This is a genomic window from Pseudomonas fluorescens (assembly GCF_018614775.1).
GTDB lineage: Bacteria > Pseudomonadota > Gammaproteobacteria > Pseudomonadales > Pseudomonadaceae > Aquipseudomonas > Aquipseudomonas fluorescens_BY.
Map to the genome: position 1 here is coordinate 62,269 of NZ_JAGGOF010000007.1, position 15,935 is coordinate 78,203.

The window sequence follows — 15,935 nt, forward strand, 5'->3', positions numbered from 1 at the left end:
CAAGCCGAGGTCGGAACCTCGCATCGATTTTGCTCCAGACGAGGACTGCCATGACTGATTTCACCAACGCCACACCGACCACCGTGGACATTGTCCAGCGCGACAACTGCTATCAGGGTTTCTACAAACTCGATCGCGTTCGCCTGCGCCATGAGTTGTTCGCCGGTGGCATGAGCCGTGAAATCAGCCGTGAGTTGTTCGTGCGCCATGACGCCGTGTGCGTATTGCCTTACGACCCGCAGCGCGATGAAGTGGTATTGATCGAGCAGTTTCGCGTGGGCGCCATGGGCAAGACCAGCAACCCGTGGCTGGTGGAGCTGGTGGCCGGCCTGATCGACAAGGACGAACAACCGGAAGAAGTTGCTCATCGCGAAGCGCAGGAGGAAGCTGGGCTGGTCTTCGCTGCGCTTTGGCCGATGACCCGATATTTTCCATCGCCCGGCGGCAGCAATGAATTCGTGCATCTTTACCTGGGGCGTTGCGACAGCACGGGGGCCGGCGGCCTGCATGGCCTGGAAGAGGAAGCCGAAGACATTCGCGTGAAGACCTGGGCTTTCGAAGATGCCTTGCAAGCGGTGCGCGACGGGCGTATCTGCAACGCGGCCAGCATCATTGCCTTGCAATGGCTGGCCTTGAATCGCGATGAAGTGAGGGGGTTATGGTCTTAAGCAAGCTGCGCGATCGTTATCGCGTCGATCTGGTCGGGCTGCAGGCAGCCTGTGAGGCCAACTACGCCCGCCTGATGCGCTTGCTGCCCGACATGCGCAACGACCCGGCGCCACGCCGCATCGCCGTCACCCACGGCGACCAGATGCTCGGCGTGTTGGCCCTCGAAGTACTGCAGACCTGCCCGTACACCACCACCTTGCAAGTGCGCCAGGAACACAGCCTGCCCTGGCTGCCGGTGCCGCAACTGGAGGTTCAGGTGTATCACGATGCGCGCATGGCCGAAGTCGTCAGCGCCGAGCATGCACGACGCTTTCGCGGCATCTATCCTTACCCCAATGCCTCGATGCACCAGCCGGACGAAAAGGCCCAGTTGAATCTGTTCCTGGGTGAGTGGCTGAGTCATTGCCTGGCGCTGGGGCATGAGTTCGAAGTGGTTCGCTAATGCGCTGTCTGTGAACCGGTTCCGGTTCGCGGGTTCCCCCTTTCGATCATCCCCAGCATAATTGCGGCTTCATCCAACGGCGTGAGTGCGCCTGGGAGAGAGCGATTTGCCGAGTGTATCGACCCTGACCACCGCCGACCCGGTGCTGCTGGTCCAGCTGTCCGACAGTCACCTGTTCGCCGACGCCGACGCTTCGTTGCTGGGCATGAACACCCGCGACAGCCTGCGGGCGGTGGTGGACCTGGTGCTGGACCAGCAGCCGAAGATCGACCTGCTGCTGGCTACCGGGGATTTGTCCCAGGACGGCACGCTTGAATCCTACGCGGCGTTCCGGCAGATGAGCGCGCGCATCGATGCCCCGGCGCGCTGGATTCCCGGTAACCATGATGAGCCGCAAGTGATGGTTGAGGCAGCGGTGAAGAGCGCGCTGCTCGATCCGGTGGTGGACATTGGCAACTGGCGCATCACCCTGCTGGATTCTGCGGTGTCGGGCTCGGTGCCGGGGTTTCTGGCGGAGGAGCAGCTGATTCTGTTGGCCAACGCGCTGAGTGAGGCGCCGCAGCGGCATCATCTGGTGTGCCTGCATCATCATCCGGTGTCGATTGGATGTGAGTGGATGGAGCCTATCGGGTTGCGTAATCCGGAGGCGCTGTTTGCGGTACTGGACCGTTTTCCGCAGGTGCGGGCGGTGCTTTGGGGGCATGTGCATCAGGAGATTGATCAGGTACGCGAGGGGGTGCGTTTGCTGGCTTCGCCTTCGACTTGTATTCAGTTTGAGCCAGCTTCTGTGGATTTTGCGGTGGGTGAGCAGGCGCCGGGGTATCGGTGGTTGCGGCTTTTGCCGGATGGGCGGTTGGAGACGGGGGTTGAGCGGGTGGTCGGGTTTGAGTTTGCGGTTGATTATGGGGCTGAGGGGTACTGAAGGCTGACCTGTTTCTCCCGGCTGTACGCTGATCCCATTGTGGGAGTGGGCTTGCCCGCGAAGGCGGCCTAATAGCCGACCTATTTCTTCCGGCTGTACCCGGTCCTACTGTGGGAGCGAGCCTGCTCGCGATGGCGGTCTGACAGGCTGTTTGGTTTTTTTGACCGAGTACATATCCATTGCTGCGGTAACGGCCGCTTAGGGTTCCGCTCTGACGGCGGCTCACTTTTGAAAAGCCTGCGTGGCCCGGCGAAAAGTAAGCAAAACGCTCTTGCCCCACCACTCGGTGCCTCGCCTAGGCTCGGCATGCCCGAACGCAGGCATTGCTCCGTGGGCCCGCCGCGAAGGGCCATCCATGGCCCAGCGCGGCTAACCCGGCATCCATGCCGGGTTGCCCACTGCGCAATACCTGCGTTCGGCCAGCGTGGTTAACGGGGCGCCCAAGATCAAAACCTCGCCGAGGCGGCCTTATAGCCGACCTGGCTCTTCCGGGTGCACGCCAGCCCCATTGTGGGAGCGGGCTTGCCCGCGAAGACGGCCTAATAGCCGACCTATCTCTTCCGGCTGTACCCAATCCCACTGTGGGAGCGAGCCTGCTCGCGATAGCGGTCTGACAGACGACCTACTCTGTGGGAATGGTCGGACAACCCGGCCGATTTTTCCGACGATCTCTGGCGGTTGCCGGGCGGGACGGGTTCTCGCTAACCTTCTTCGGTCGCTGCCATTCAGCGACCGGGCCTGGAAACCCGATAAGTGAGGATGCAACGGCGTGCCACATGAGATACTGCATCGCGTTTTTGCGTGTGCAGTCCTGCGTTATGGCGGCTGTGCGCGGGAGACTTTCGAGTCTGCCGGGTTTGCTCCTTATTCCGGTTTTCCAGCCCGCGCATAGCTGCCACCCTCTCGCCTGGAAACGGGAAATGGCGGTTCCACTACATAAGGAGCCTCACCATGTTCAAAGTCACCCCCAATCCCCCCGAAACCGATCCCACCTCGGCTCACGCCGGCCTCGACGCAAAGAAGCTCGACGAAGCCGCCGATCGGGCCCTCAACTACTACCTCGCCCCAAAACCTCAAGCCAATACAAAACAGTCCCCAGGCCAGTTATTCACAGTGGTGGATGGCCTCGACAGCGAAACCCTCCTGGCCAACCTCAGCGAAACCCTGGCCTCGGCCAATGCCATGCTCAACGACCTGGCCTTCGACCTTGAAGGCTCCAACCGGCATGTAGCTTTCGGCATCCAGCAAATGGTCGAGCTGAGCGAGTTGCTGGCAAATCGGGCATTGGACATCATTGATCCCCGCTAGGCCGCGCGAACCTTTTGTGGCGAGGGGATTTGTCTCCGTTGGGGCGCGAAGCGCCCCTTGGACAGCAAGGCGGAAGTTAGCTGACCTCGCCACAAGCTCAGAATCCAAGTACAGCCAGAAGAGACAGGTCGGCCGTTAGGCCGTCATCGCGAGCAGGCTCGCTCCCACAGTGGACCGGGTACAGCCGGGAGAGATAGGTCGGCTATCAGGCCGTCATCGCGAGCAAGTAGATCGCAGCCCAGCACGGAGACTGGTTACAACGCCAAATCCCCCAAACCACCCCCATCTCCCTGTAAACTCCCGCTTTTGCCCAACACCCAGGGAGTTGGCAATGTCGGGTTCAATTCTTTACATCCACGGCTTCAACAGCGCCCCAGCCTCGACCAAGGCCCGCCAGCTCATCGACGTCATGACCCGCCTGGGCCTGGGCGATCAGTTGCAAGTGCCCGCGCTGCACCATCACCCCCGCCAAGCCATGGCCCAATTGGAACAGGCGATTGCACAACTGGGGCGGCCGCTGCTGGTCGGCAGCTCGCTCGGCGGCTACTATGCGACTCACTTGGCCGAGCGCCACGGCCTCAAGGCGTTGCTGGTCAACCCGGCCGTCAGCCCCCATCGGATGTTCGACGGTTACCTGGGCACGCAAAGGAATTTGTACACCGACGAAACCTGGGAACTGACCCACGACCACGTCACGGCCTTGGCCGCGTTGGAAGTGCCGGCGCCCCGGGATCCGCTGCGGTATCAGGTGTGGTTGCAAACCGGTGATGAAACGCTGGATTATCGCCACGCCCAACAGTATTACCGCGCCTGTGCCTTGCGCATCCAGGCCGGCGGCGACCACAGTTTCCAGGGGTTTGCCCAGCAGTTGCCGGCGTTGTTGAGTTTTGCCGGCATTGGCGCCGATTTGTACCAGGCGATCGACTTCACGTCGCTGTGAGCCATCGCCCCTTTTTATTCGAACACTGACGACGAGACCCCATGGCCACTCCCAGCGCTAGCTCTTATAACGCAGACGCCATCGAAGTCCTCTCGGGCCTCGACCCGGTGCGCAAGCGCCCCGGCATGTACACCGACACCAGTCGGCCGAACCACCTCGCCCAGGAAGTCATCGACAACAGTGTCGACGAAGCCTTGGCCGGGCACGCCAAATCGGTGCAGGTCATCCTGCACGCCGACCATTCGCTGGAAGTCAGCGATGACGGCCGTGGCATGCCGGTGGACATCCACCCCGAAGAGGGCGTGTCGGGCGTCGAGCTGATCCTCACCAAGCTCCATGCCGGCGGCAAGTTTTCCAACAAGAACTACCAGTTCTCCGGCGGTCTGCACGGGGTGGGTATTTCCGTGGTCAACGCCCTGTCGACCCAGGTCCGGGTGCGGGTCAAGCGTGACGGCAACGAATACCAGATGACCTTCGCCGATGGCTACAAGGCCACCGAGCTGGAAGTGGTCGGCAGCGTCGGCAAGCGCAACACCGGCACCAGCGTGTATTTCGCGCCGGACCCGAAGTATTTCGATTCGCCTAAATTCTCCGTCAGCCGCCTCAAGCACGTGCTCAAGGCCAAGGCCGTGTTGTGCCCGGGGCTGCTGGTCAGTTTCGAAGACAAGGCCAGCGGCGAGAAAGTCGAATGGCATTACGAAGATGGCCTGCGTTCCTACCTGGTGGACGCGGTCAACGGTTTCGAGCGCCTGCCCAACGAGCCGTTCTGCGGCAGCCTGGCGGGTAACAAGGAAGCCGTCGACTGGGCGCTGTTGTGGCTGCCCGAGGGCGGCGAGAGTGTTCAGGAAAGCTACGTCAACCTGATCCCCACGGCCCAGGGCGGCACCCATGTCAACGGGTTGCGCCAGGGCTTGCTCGATGCCATGCGCGAGTTCTGCGAGTTCCGTAACCTGCTGCCCCGTGGCGTGAAGCTGGCGCCGGAAGACGTGTGGGAGCGCATTGCCTTCGTCTTGTCGATGAAGATGCAGGAGCCGCAGTTCTCCGGGCAGACCAAGGAACGCCTGTCGTCCCGTGAAGCGGCGGCGTTTGTCTCCGGGGTGGTCAAGGACGCGTTCAGCCTGTGGCTCAACGCCAACCCGGAAACCGGCCTGGCACTGGCGGAGCTGGCGATCAGCAACGCTGGCCGTCGTCTCAAGGCCAGCAAGAAGGTCGAGCGAAAGCGCATCACCCAGGGGCCGGCGTTGCCGGGCAAGCTCGCCGATTGCGCCGGGCAGGACCCGATGCGTTCCGAGCTGTTCCTGGTCGAAGGTGACTCCGCCGGCGGTTCGGCCAAGCAGGCGCGGGACAAAGAGTTCCAGGCGATCCTGCCGCTACGGGGCAAGATCCTCAATACCTGGGAAGTGGACGGCAGCGAAGTGCTGGCCAGCCAGGAAGTGCATAACATCGCCGTGGCCATCGGGGTCGATCCGGGCGCCGAGGACATGAGCCAACTGCGTTACGGCAAGATCTGCATTCTCGCCGACGCCGACTCCGACGGCCTGCACATCGCGACCTTGCTGTGCGCACTGTTCGTCCAGCATTTCCGCCCATTGGTGGACGCCGGTCATGTCTACGTCGCCATGCCACCGCTGTACCGTATCGACCTGGGCAAAGAGATCTATTACGCCCTGGACGAAGCCGAGCGCGACGGCATCCTCGACCGCCTGGTGGCCGAGAAGAAACGCGGCAAGCCACAGGTCACCCGATTCAAGGGGCTGGGTGAGATGAACCCGCCGCAGTTGCGCGAAACCACCATGGACCCGAATACCCGGCGCCTGGTGCAGTTGACCCTGGATGATTTCGCCGCGACTTCGGAAATGATGGACATGCTGCTGGCGAAGAAACGCGCGGGTGATCGCAAGTCCTGGCTCGAATCCAAAGGCAACCTGGCCGAGGTGCTGGCCTGATGCGCAACGGTTTCGCCCTGGCGTTGTTGCTGTGGGCGGGGGCGGTTGTCGCGGGACCGGCGCCGGAGTTGAAGCTGCTGTCCGAGCACGTTGTGGATGGCATGCGCGGCGGCAATCTGTCCGGTCTGGCGATGTGCGGTGGGGACATGTGGACGGTGTCTGATCGTGACGACGACCGGATCTACCGCCTCAAGCCTTCCGCCGAGAAAGCCTGGCCGGCCGAAGTGGTCGATATCGACGTGCCGCCAGTGCCGGACAACGGTTTGCCCTGGGGCCTGCGTTCCCGGACCTGGGCGGCGTCGTTCGTGCGCGGGGGCGAGCTGGATTTCGAAGGCATCAGCTGCGACAGCGCCGGCAATCGTTATGTGGTCAGCGAGGCCCATGCGGCCGTATTGCAGGTGCCAGTGGCGGGTGCTGCGTCCTGGTTGAAAATTGCCCCGCCGATGATTCGCCAGGCGCGGGCCAGCGGCATGCTGTTGCATTTCAATGCCCTGTTCGAAGGCCTGGCGGTCAATCCGGCCGGCGATCAGTTGTGGCTGGCAGCCGAGCGTGAACGTCGGGGCCTGCTGCTGATCAAGCGTCAGCAAACGGTGTGGGACTGCGACGGCAATTGTGTATTGCTCAGCGAAGCAGGGCAGGAGATGCAACCGCCGCAGTTCGCCAAGGCCAAGGCCGTGTCACGGGATTTCGCCGACCTGTCATTGTTCAACGGCAAACTGTTTACCCTGGAACGCAACGCCTTCCAGATCTGCCGGCGCGACCCGCAGACCGCCAAGGTCGAGCGCTGCTGGTCGTTCGCCGCCGAAGCATTGCAGGACAATCGCCGCTATGCCCAGGCCTACGGGTTGGCCGAGGCGCTGGTGGTGGATACCGAGGGCGCGTGGATCGGCCTGGACAACAACGATGGCCCGCGGGCCGACGGTGAAGAGCGACCGATCATCTGGCGCTTTGCCGCGCCGGAGGGTGGTTGGAGCGCCGAGCCATGAGTCAACCGCCGGGCAAGCGCGCTGGCCGGGTGTTGATGATACTGGCCTGGTGTGCGGCGCTGTTTCTGGCGACGCGGTTTTTCGCCCAGTGGGAGCAGCGCCAGCAGAACCCGAATACCCAGGTGTATTCGCAGCGGGGCGACGGGTTTATCGAGGTGAAGCTGGTCGGCAATACCCAGGGGCATTTCGTCGCCAGTGGTCATATCAACGGCCAGCCGGTGGATTTCATGCTCGACACCGGTGCCACCGACGTGGCGATCCCGGAGGAACTGGCCGAGCGCCTCAAGCTGGAAAAAGGTTTCGGCGTGACATTGAGCACCGCCAACGGTTTGAGCGAGGGCTATCGCACCCGCATCGACCGGCTGCAATTGGGTGACATCGTCTTGCGCGATGTCCGTGCCCTGGTGGCGCCAGGCCTGGGCGGCACGCAAGTGCTGCTGGGCATGAGTGCCCTGAACAAACTTGAATTTACCCAGCGCGACGGCACCATGCTGCTGCGCCAGACAACGAACTGATGAGGCCCGCATGAGCGACATTCTTGCAGACAGCTTAGACGGCGTAGAACGCCGGTCGCTGGCTGACTTCACCGAAAATGCCTACCTCAATTACTCCATGTACGTGATCATGGACCGCGCCTTGCCGCACATCGGCGACGGTTTGAAGCCGGTGCAGCGGCGGATCATCTATGCCATGAGTGAACTGGGGCTGGACGCCGACTCCAAGCACAAGAAGTCGGCGCGGACCGTCGGTGACGTGCTCGGTAAATTCCACCCCCACGGCGATTCGGCCTGCTACGAAGCCATGGTGCTGATGGCCCAGCCGTTCAGCTACCGCTACACCCTGGTGGACGGGCAGGGCAACTGGGGTGCGCCGGACGATCCCAAGTCGTTCGCGGCCATGCGTTACACCGAGGCACGGCTGTCGCGCTATTCCGAAGTGCTGCTCAGCGAACTGGGCCAGGGCACCGCAGATTGGGGCCCGAACTTTGACGGCACCCTCGACGAACCCCTGGTGTTGCCGGCACGTTTGCCGAACATTCTGCTCAATGGCACTACTGGCATTGCGGTGGGCATGGCCACTGACGTACCGCCGCACAACCTGCGGGAAGTCGCCACGGCGTGCGTGCGCCTGTTGGATGAGCCGAAAGCCACGGTGGAACAGCTCTGCGAGCACATCCAGGGCCCGGATTATCCGACCGAAGCAGAGATCATCACGCCCCGCGCCGACCTGCTGAAAATCTACGAAACCGGTCGCGGTTCGGTGCGCATGCGCGCCGTGTACCACATCGAAGACGGCGACATCATTGTCACCGCGCTGCCGCACCAGGTCTCCGGGGCCAAGGTGCTGGAGCAGATTGCCGCAATGATGCAGGCAAAACCGTCGAAAGCGCCGCAAGTGGCGGACCTGCGCGACGAATCCGACCACGAAAACCCTTGCCGCATCGTGATCATCCCGGTCAACAGCCGTGTCGACCATGACGCGCTGATGCAGCACCTGTTCGCCAGCACCGACCTGGAGTCCAGCTATCGGGTGAACATCAACATCATCGGCCTGGACGGCAAGCCGCAGTTGAAGAACCTGCGCGCATTGCTGGTGGAGTGGCTGGAGTTTCGCGTCAAGACCGTGCGTCGACGCCTACAATTCCGCCTGGACAAGGTCGAGCGCCGCCTGCACCTGTTGGACGGTTTGCTGATTGCCTACCTCAACCTGGACGAAGTGATCCACATCATCCGCACCGAGGAACACCCCAAGGCCAGCCTGATCGCGCGTTTCGACCTCAGCGAAATCCAGGCCGACTACATCCTCGACACCCGCTTGCGACAATTGGCGCGGCTGGAAGAGATGAAGTTGCGGGCCGAGCAGGACGAATTGCTCAAGGAACAGGCCAAGCTGCAAGCCTTGCTGGGCAGCGAAGCCAAGCTCAAGAAGCTGGTGCGCACCGAATTGCTCAAGGACGCCGAAACCTATGGCGACGACCGCCGCTCGCCCATCGTCGAGCGTGCCGAAGCCAAGGCGTTGACGGAACATGATCTGCTGCCGAACGAGAAAGTGACCGTTGTACTGTCGGAAAAAGGCTGGGTACGCTCGGCCAAGGGTCATGACATCGATGCTACGGGGCTTTCCTACAAAGCCGGGGATGGTTTCAAGGCCTTGGCGGCCGGGCGTTCCAACCAGTTTGCGGTGTTCATCGACTCCACCGGGCGCAGCTATTCGGTGCCGGCTCACACCCTGCCGTCGGCTCGCGGCCAGGGCGAGCCGCTGACCGGACGATTAACTCCGCCACCAGGTGCAACTTTTGAGTGCGTGCTGATGCCTGATGATGATGGGCTGTACGTCATTGCGTCCGACGCAGGGTACGGCTTCGTGGTCAAGGGTGAGGATCTGCAAGCCAAGAACAAGGCGGGCAAGGCGCTGTTGAGCCTGCCGAACAACGCCAAGGTCATTGCGCCGCGCCCGGTTGCCGATCGCGAGAACAACTGGCTGGCTTCGGTGACAACCGAGGGCAGATTGTTAGTCTTCAAAATCAGCGACCTGCCACAGTTGGGTAAAGGCAAAGGCAACAAGATCATCGGTATTTCCGGCGAGCGGGTCGCCAGCCGTGAGGAATATGTCACGGATATTGCAGTGTTGCCCGAAGGTGCGACGCTTGTGCTGCAGGCTGGAAAGCGTACCCTCTCCCTGAAAGCAGACGATCTTGAGCATTACAAAGGTGAACGCGGTCGGCGGGGCAACAAGCTTCCAAGGGGCTTTCAACGGGTCGATGCACTGCTCGTCGAAAACTTGAATCAGGCGTCCTAGAGGGCTCGGTCGGCGATTAAAAGCCGCAGACCGACGCTTTCGCGCTGGAGTCGGGACGCATATTCACGGATGATAGGCCCTTTCCAAGCGCCGGCGTGGCTGAGCGTTCTTCATAATGACCGAGTATTTTTTCACTGTGGTAAGCCTTGTGGCTGCCACCTGGATGGAACGATGACTGCTCTGCGCCTTCCTATTTTTTGGCTCGCCGGCCTGCTTGGCCTGGCGGGTTGCAGCGTCCATCAACCGGTGTCGCTGTATCAACTCGACAGCGGGACCCCAGCCCAGCCTGCGAAAAGCACGGGCATGGCGGTATTGCTGGGGCCGGTACTGATCGCCGATTACCTGCAACGCGAAACCCTGTTGCAACGCCAGCCGGACGGCAGCTTGCAAGCCTCGACCGACGGTCGTTGGGCTGGCAGCCTGTCTTCCGACATCGACCAGTTGCTGTTGCGCCAGGTCGCCGGGCAACTGGACAGCCAGCGCGTGGTGCTGGCGCCGGCCACCCAGGGCTTCACCCCGGATGTCCAGGTGCTGCTGTCGATTACCCGACTGGACTCGGGCAAGGCACAGCCGGCGGTACTCGATGCCCAATGGCGGTTGATTGACCGTCGCGGCAAGGTTCGCGAGAACCGCATCGTGCACCTGCAGGAGGAGCATGCCGGGACCACCGCTGCGCAGGTCCAGGCCCAGGGCGTGTTGCTGCAACGCCTGGCCGAGCAGTTGTCCGTGGCCCTCAAGCCATTGGCCAACCAGCCTCCGATCGTCGAGGCACCACGCAAAGCGGCGCCGTCCCAGGCCAAGCCCGCCGAGCCGGAAAAGTCGCCGAAGATTCCGATGGCCCTGCCGATTCGCACGGACATGGAAGTGTTCAGGTTCTGACGGTTGTACTGGATTTGAAGCAAAGCCCGCATTGATGCGGGCTTTGTCGTTTCTGCGGGTTGGATCTTCGGTGTCTGTGCTGGCTTCATCGCGAGCAGGCTCGCTCCCACAAGGGATCAAAGGGTTGTGGAAATCCCCTGTGGGAGCGAGCCTGCTCGCGATAGGGTCAGTGAAGGCCACAAAAAAGCCCGCAGACAATCACTCATTTGCGGGCTTCGTCATTTCAGCAGCCGAGGGTCATGCCTGGCGCTCATGCATTCGCGCCAGTTGCCGCTCGAGCAGCGACGGATAGGGCTCCATCAGCCGCTCTACGCAACAGGCGCCTTCGGGGCTGGCGATGGGGCGGATGCGGGCGCGCTGGCGGATCAGCGCGTCGTCGTTGATCTTGCGCTCCACCAGCAACAGGTTGCGGCTGTGTTGCGACAACGCCAAGGCGTCCTGGGCGGTTTCGGTCAGCAGCAGGTCGATCTGGCTCAGGCCGAACAAGCCGTCACCCAAGGTCAGGCCCAATTGCAGTTGCAGGGTGATGCCGCTGTCGGCGACTTCGATCTGCAACTGGTGGCCCAAGGCCCGGAGCAATTCACCGCAGCAAATAGCGTTGGTCAGGTAGTCGTCACCGCTGTCCTCGGTGTGGAACAGCATCAGCGTGCTGCCGTCGTTCAGGGTGTGCAATTCGCCCTGGTAAAGCGACGCGGCCTGGTCGAGGCAGTCGCGGTAGCGTTCGAGCAGTTCCTTGAGGCGCGCCTGGGGCAGGCGACGCAGTTGGTCCTGGGCACCCAGTTGCACGGCCAATACCGCGCTGTGCTGGGGCAGGTTCGAGGCAATGGGCCTGGCGAGCGGTTTTGGTTCACCGGCGATCGACTCGTCACGCAGGTCAGCGAAGGCGTCGTCGTCTTCATCGTCCTCTACCGTGCGCACCACATGGCGAGGTGCCGGCCTGGAGGCGGGCATCGGCGGGCTTTCGTCGAAACCCGGGTCGCGCAGGTTGCGCACCTCGAAGCCCGGCTCGGCCTCGTCTTCGTCCACGTAATCGAGTTCTTCGGGCTCCGGCACAGGCTCGGGTTCCGGCGCGAAGCTGGCGTGCAGCTGCCGGGCCAGGTCGCCGATTTCGTCCTGGCGCTGGGTGGCCGGGGTGTGCTCGTCGATGTCCCGCAGCCAGACGCGCAATTGCAGCAGTGGCGTCGAAATATGCCGGCCCAGGCGCAGGCTCAAGGCCAGCGCCAGCGCCAGCAGGATCGCGCTGAGGATGCCCATGCTTTGCAGGCTGATGGTCATCGGTTGCTGGAACTGGTCCATGTCCAGGCTGATGCGCAATTGCCCGGCGGTCACGTCCTGGAAGGTGATCTTGCTCTGATACATGCCGCCGGACTCGCCCAGCAGGCCAGGCTTGGGCCGCTGGCCGGCCTCGGCGAGGATGCGGTTGTCGACGCTATAGATGGCGGCGTGGGCCACCAGTTTGTTCTTGGTCAGGTTGTTGAGCAGCACGTTGAGGCTGAGGATGTCGTTGGACACCAGCAACTCGGTCGCGGACGTGGCGGTCTGGGTGGTCAGGCTCTCACCCAGGGCATCGGCCTGCTCGTGCATGGCCTGCTTGAATTGCAGGCCCATCACGCAGGCATAAATGACCAGGGCCAGGGCGACCAGGATTACGTTATGGCTGGCAATGCGCAATGCAATCGGCACGCGGCGATGACGCAGTGCACGGAAGATCAGCAGGAAGAAGTTGTCGGTTTTGACTGGCGTGGGCCGGTTCACTGAGCTCGGCTCTTTGTCCGTGAAATTGACGCGCAGTATAGCGACAGCCCCATGACCGGCAAAGCACTGGCGGTGCCCGATGGTCACTGAATGTGGGTAGAATGCGGTTTTTTTCCACCTGCGGGGGTGCGCCTTGCGCGAAATCGTCCTGATAAACATCACTGGCAGCGACCGTCCGGGTCTGACTGCGGCCATTACCGGCGTCCTGGCCCAGGGTGGTGTGAACATTCTCGACATCGGTCAGGCGGTGATCCATGACACGCTGTCGTTTGGCATCCTGGTTGAAATCCCGGACGCCGAGCAGAGCAAGTCGGTGCTCAAGGACATTCTGTTCACCGCCTACAAACTCGACCAGCAGGTGCGTTTTACCCCAGTTTCCGAAGCCGATTACCAGCATTGGGTGGCTGGTCAGGGCAAGAAGCGCCACATCGTCACGCTGTTGACCCGCAAGGTCACCGCCGAACAGTTGCAGCGCGTCAGTTCGATCACTGCCCGGTACGGTCTGAACATCGACCACATCGACCGACTCTCAGGGCGCATGCCGCTGGACACCCCGGCCGACAAGGGCAAGGGCTGCATCGAGTTTTCCGTGCGCGGCGAGCCGGCCGATTCCCAGGCGTTGCGCGCCGAATTCCTCAGCGTGGCCCAGGAGCTGAACGTCGACATCGCGTTCCAGGAAGACTCGCTGTTCCGGCGTAATCGCCGCCTGGCGGTGTTCGACATGGACTCGACGCTGATCGAGGCCGAAGTCATCGATGAGCTGGCCAAGGCTGCCGGCGTGGGCGACAAGGTGTCGGCGATCACCGAGCGCGCCATGGCCGGCGAGCTGGATTTCCGCGCCAGCTTCAAGGAGCGCCTGGCGCTGCTGCAGGGCCTGGACGTCAGCGTGCTGGACGCCATCGGCGCTTCCCTGCGCCTGACCGAAGGCGCCGAGACGCTGTTCGCCGAACTCAAGCGCCTGGGCTACAAGACCGCCATCCTGTCGGGCGGCTTCACCTACTTTGCCAAGCAGTTGCAGGCCAAGCTCGGCATCGACTACGTGTTCGCCAACGAGCTGGAAGTGGTGGACGGCAAGGTGACGGGCGTGGCCGTCGAGCCGATCGTCGATGCCCAGCGCAAAGCCGACCTGCTCCGTGAGCTGGCTGAAAAAGAAGGCCTGCGCCTGGAGCAGACCATCGCCGTGGGCGACGGTGCCAACGACTTGCCGATGCTGGCGATCGCAGGCCTGGGTGTGGCATTCCGTGCCAAGCCACTGGTCAAGCAGTCGGCCAGGCAGGCGATTTCCACCCTGGGGCTGGATGGGGTGTTGTATCTGCTGGGCTTCAGGGATCGTGACGGGCAGCTTTGAGCCGAATATGACCCTGTGGCGAGGGGGCTTGCTCCCTCGCCACGGTTTTTTTCCTAAAGCGACTTCCACAACGAATCAAAATCGCCTTCGGCATCGCCACCACCTTCGCTGGGGGCAACCTCCTGGTGATAGGAAAACTGATTGAAGCTGTGGGTGCTGGTGACCCGTCGGTCCAGGCCTGCGCGCAGTTCCTGGCCGTTGGTATTGATCAGCACGCGCTGGCCCTCCTGGAAGGGCAAGCGCGGGGCGATCATGGTGGGGGGCAGGTCGATGGCGCTGATCTCGGGGAGCAGTAGCCCGCGTAGATAGTGACCGTGCGCGTTCTCTTCCCGCACCAGTTGCAGCCCGCAGGGCTGGGCATAAGGTGCGACCAGCTCGATGCCCATTTGCATGGCGCCATTGCGCGCCTGGCGGATCCAGCGCACGACGGCGATGCTCCAGGATTGGTCGCTGGCGTCCCGAATGCCGATCATCTCCCCGGCCTGCAGCTGTTCCGGCACCTCTTTCGGCCAGCCGAGGCAATAGCCACCGGGGCTGTGGTTGATAATGGGCAGATCGTAGGTGGGAAAGTGATGCTGGTTATCGGAACTGCTGCCGTCGTCATCGGCCGGGTTGACCGGGTACTCGATTTCTTCATAGGGCAGCAGATCGCTGTCACCGGCGGGTGCGGCGTCAAAGGCCTGGCCCCAGGTGTCGCTGGTCTTGGTCGGCGAGGCTTCGAAACGGGCCTTGCGCATGCCTGGGTCTTTCAGGATTTCACTGAAAGAGCGCTCGCCGCCAAGGTAATAATGCAATGCGCTCATGCCCACGCACAGCGTCAGCGTGCCGTTGCCCTCCGTACGCTGGAAGCTGCGTTCGGCTGCCTCGCCCCAGGCCGCCAGCAGGTGTTGCAAGGTGTCGGGACTCATGCCACCCGGGACGGGCAGAGCCTCGTCGGCCGGTTGCTCCAGGTGGGCGGCGATCATGCGCACCAGCGGCTGCGGATCAAAGCCCTGCAAGGTCGGTTGCTGCTCGGCCCGGAACTTGGAGCGATAACGCGGCCCGACATCCAGCTCCGGCGCGACGGCGAACAGGCTGGCAGCGCTGACGGCGGGGTCCAGCTTGACCCATTGACTCCACGACTCCAGCACCTCGGCCAGGCGTGCGATCTGGCCCTGGCGCAGTTGGTTGCTGCGTGATGCACCGAGCAGCAGCGCGACAGCGTAGGTTTGCTCGGCGCTCAATTGATGAACCTGGCTGGCCAGTTCGTCGCTCACGGCCTGGTTCTGCAAGCGATGCTGGCAAGCGATCCGGTACAACTGATGCAAATCAAGCCACAACCCTTCCGGCACGGGGCTGTACAGCTGACTGGCGCGCAGCAGCGGGCCGTCCAGCGCGTGCATCGCCCGCTGCAAGGCCGTGCTCATCAGTCGGGCCCGGTCCTTGGTGTATTTCGACGCGATGCGCGCGACGATCTGTTTGTAGCCCATCGCCAGGTGGGTTTGCAGGGCCTGGCACAGGTTGACGATTTTGCGCGAACGGTCATCCAGCACGATGGCCTGTTGCAGGAAATGCCGCTCCAGGTGTTTGCAGACGTAGTACACCTCGGGCCGCAACAGTTCGAGCAACTGCAGGCGATTGTCGCTGGGAGTGAGTAGCTGGTTGAGTTCGCCGAGGGCCTGGTACAACAGGCGCGCGGTTTCGCCGATGTTGGCCTTGGGCAGGTCGGCGATCCAGCGCTTGAGGTCGCGTGGCGTGGCATCGCAGAACGACAGGCGCGACTGTGTCGGGGTCAGGACACGCATCGACTGGAGAGGGCTGGTCTCATTCATGCCGTGGACGGCTCCGGCCAGAAAAATGAAAAGTATGTCCTCAACTCTAGCAGCTATGGCTGAAAAGAAGCCCCTATCTATGTTGAATGCCATAACAACTGTGGGAGCGAGCCTGCTCGCGACGGCGGTG

Annotated in this window: 13 protein-coding genes; 11 read left to right on the forward strand and 2 right to left on the reverse strand. The window is 62.5% G+C overall.

The window, feature by feature from the left end:
- Positions 1 to 50: 50 nt before the first annotated feature.
- From J7E36_RS01880 to J7E36_RS01925, 10 genes are all read left to right on the forward strand, one after another.
- Entirely contained in the window at positions 51 to 668 is a 618-nt protein-coding gene (locus J7E36_RS01880; RefSeq protein WP_214999336.1) for an NUDIX domain-containing protein, read from the forward strand.
- Positions 659 to 1,111: a DUF1249 domain-containing protein gene (locus J7E36_RS01885; protein WP_024781420.1), complete on the forward strand. Its 453-nt coding sequence runs from the start codon at positions 659 to 661 to the stop codon at positions 1,109 to 1,111. Before J7E36_RS01880 ends, J7E36_RS01885 begins: the two co-directional genes overlap by 10 nt.
- 106 nt (positions 1,112 to 1,217) lie before the next feature.
- On the forward strand, positions 1,218 to 2,033 hold the full coding sequence (cpdA, locus tag J7E36_RS01890; protein WP_214999338.1) for a 3',5'-cyclic-AMP phosphodiesterase: 816 nt from the start codon (positions 1,218 to 1,220) through the stop codon (positions 2,031 to 2,033).
- Between the two features lie 951 nt (positions 2,034 to 2,984).
- Positions 2,985 to 3,341 carry a DUF6124 family protein gene (locus J7E36_RS01895; protein WP_214999341.1) on the forward strand — a complete coding sequence of 119 codons (357 nt, stop codon included), beginning with the start codon at positions 2,985 to 2,987 and terminating at the stop codon, positions 3,339 to 3,341.
- A gap of 331 nt (positions 3,342 to 3,672) precedes the next feature.
- Positions 3,673 to 4,281 carry a YqiA/YcfP family alpha/beta fold hydrolase gene (locus J7E36_RS01900; RefSeq protein WP_214999343.1) on the forward strand — a complete coding sequence of 203 codons (609 nt, stop codon included), beginning with the start codon at positions 3,673 to 3,675 and terminating at the stop codon, positions 4,279 to 4,281.
- Between the two features lie 41 nt (positions 4,282 to 4,322).
- The gene (parE, locus tag J7E36_RS01905) at positions 4,323 to 6,227 is read left to right on the forward strand and encodes a DNA topoisomerase IV subunit B (RefSeq protein WP_214999344.1); all 1,905 of its coding nucleotides are present in this window, start codon (positions 4,323 to 4,325) and stop codon (positions 6,225 to 6,227) included.
- Complete coding sequence (locus J7E36_RS01910) at positions 6,227 to 7,213, forward strand: esterase-like activity of phytase family protein (protein WP_214999345.1); 987 nt, start codon at positions 6,227 to 6,229, stop codon at positions 7,211 to 7,213. Before parE ends, J7E36_RS01910 begins: the two co-directional genes overlap by 1 nt.
- On the forward strand, positions 7,210 to 7,728 hold the full coding sequence (locus J7E36_RS01915) for a retropepsin-like aspartic protease family protein (RefSeq protein WP_214999346.1): 519 nt from the start codon (positions 7,210 to 7,212) through the stop codon (positions 7,726 to 7,728). The genes J7E36_RS01910 and J7E36_RS01915 overlap by 4 nt, the downstream gene beginning before the upstream one ends.
- A 10-nt stretch (positions 7,729 to 7,738) precedes the next feature.
- Positions 7,739 to 10,012 (forward strand): DNA topoisomerase IV subunit A, encoded by a 2,274-nt coding sequence (gene parC, locus J7E36_RS01920; RefSeq protein WP_214999347.1) that lies wholly within the window; start codon positions 7,739 to 7,741, stop codon positions 10,010 to 10,012.
- Positions 10,013 to 10,183: 171 nt separating this feature from the next.
- Complete coding sequence (locus J7E36_RS01925; protein WP_214999348.1) at positions 10,184 to 10,891, forward strand: PqiC family protein; 708 nt, start codon at positions 10,184 to 10,186, stop codon at positions 10,889 to 10,891.
- A 237-nt stretch (positions 10,892 to 11,128) separates the two neighbouring features.
- Here J7E36_RS01925 and J7E36_RS01930 read toward each other — a convergent pair whose 3' ends face one another.
- Entirely contained in the window at positions 11,129 to 12,646 is a 1,518-nt protein-coding gene (locus tag J7E36_RS01930; protein WP_214999349.1) for an AhpA/YtjB family protein, read from the reverse strand.
- 133 nt (positions 12,647 to 12,779) lie between these two features.
- Here J7E36_RS01930 and serB point away from each other — a divergent pair, with 133 nt between their 5' ends.
- Positions 12,780 to 13,994: a phosphoserine phosphatase SerB gene (gene serB, locus J7E36_RS01935; RefSeq protein WP_214999351.1), complete on the forward strand. Its 1,215-nt coding sequence runs from the start codon at positions 12,780 to 12,782 to the stop codon at positions 13,992 to 13,994.
- Between the two features lie 53 nt (positions 13,995 to 14,047).
- Here serB and J7E36_RS01940 read toward each other — a convergent pair whose 3' ends face one another.
- A complete protein-coding gene (locus J7E36_RS01940; protein ID WP_214999353.1) occupies positions 14,048 to 15,805 on the reverse strand; it encodes a molecular chaperone in 1,758 nt (585 codons plus the stop codon).
- Positions 15,806 to 15,935: the final 130 nt, after the last annotated feature.

What these genes read in the sequence shown, in the direction of transcription:
- J7E36_RS01900 (WP_214999343.1), top strand. Translation starts at nt 3,673, where the DNA reads ATGTCGGGTTCAATTCTTTACATCCACGGCTTCAACAGCGCCCCAGCC.
- J7E36_RS01885 (WP_024781420.1), top strand. Translation starts at nt 659, where the DNA reads ATGGTCTTAAGCAAGCTGCGCGATCGTTATCGCGTCGATCTGGTCGGG.
- J7E36_RS01880 (WP_214999336.1), top strand. Translation starts at nt 51, where the DNA reads ATGACTGATTTCACCAACGCCACACCGACCACCGTGGACATTGTCCAG.
- J7E36_RS01915 (WP_214999346.1), top strand. Translation starts at nt 7,210, where the DNA reads ATGAGTCAACCGCCGGGCAAGCGCGCTGGCCGGGTGTTGATGATACTG.
- J7E36_RS01895 (WP_214999341.1), top strand. Translation starts at nt 2,985, where the DNA reads ATGTTCAAAGTCACCCCCAATCCCCCCGAAACCGATCCCACCTCGGCT.
- J7E36_RS01925 (WP_214999348.1), top strand. Translation starts at nt 10,184, where the DNA reads ATGACTGCTCTGCGCCTTCCTATTTTTTGGCTCGCCGGCCTGCTTGGC.
- J7E36_RS01940 (WP_214999353.1), bottom strand. Translation starts at nt 15,805, where the DNA reads ATGAATGAGACCAGCCCTCTCCAGTCGATGCGTGTCCTGACCCCGACA.
- parC (WP_214999347.1), top strand. Translation starts at nt 7,739, where the DNA reads ATGAGCGACATTCTTGCAGACAGCTTAGACGGCGTAGAACGCCGGTCG.
- J7E36_RS01910 (WP_214999345.1), top strand. Translation starts at nt 6,227, where the DNA reads ATGCGCAACGGTTTCGCCCTGGCGTTGTTGCTGTGGGCGGGGGCGGTT.
- parE (WP_214999344.1), top strand. Translation starts at nt 4,323, where the DNA reads ATGGCCACTCCCAGCGCTAGCTCTTATAACGCAGACGCCATCGAAGTC.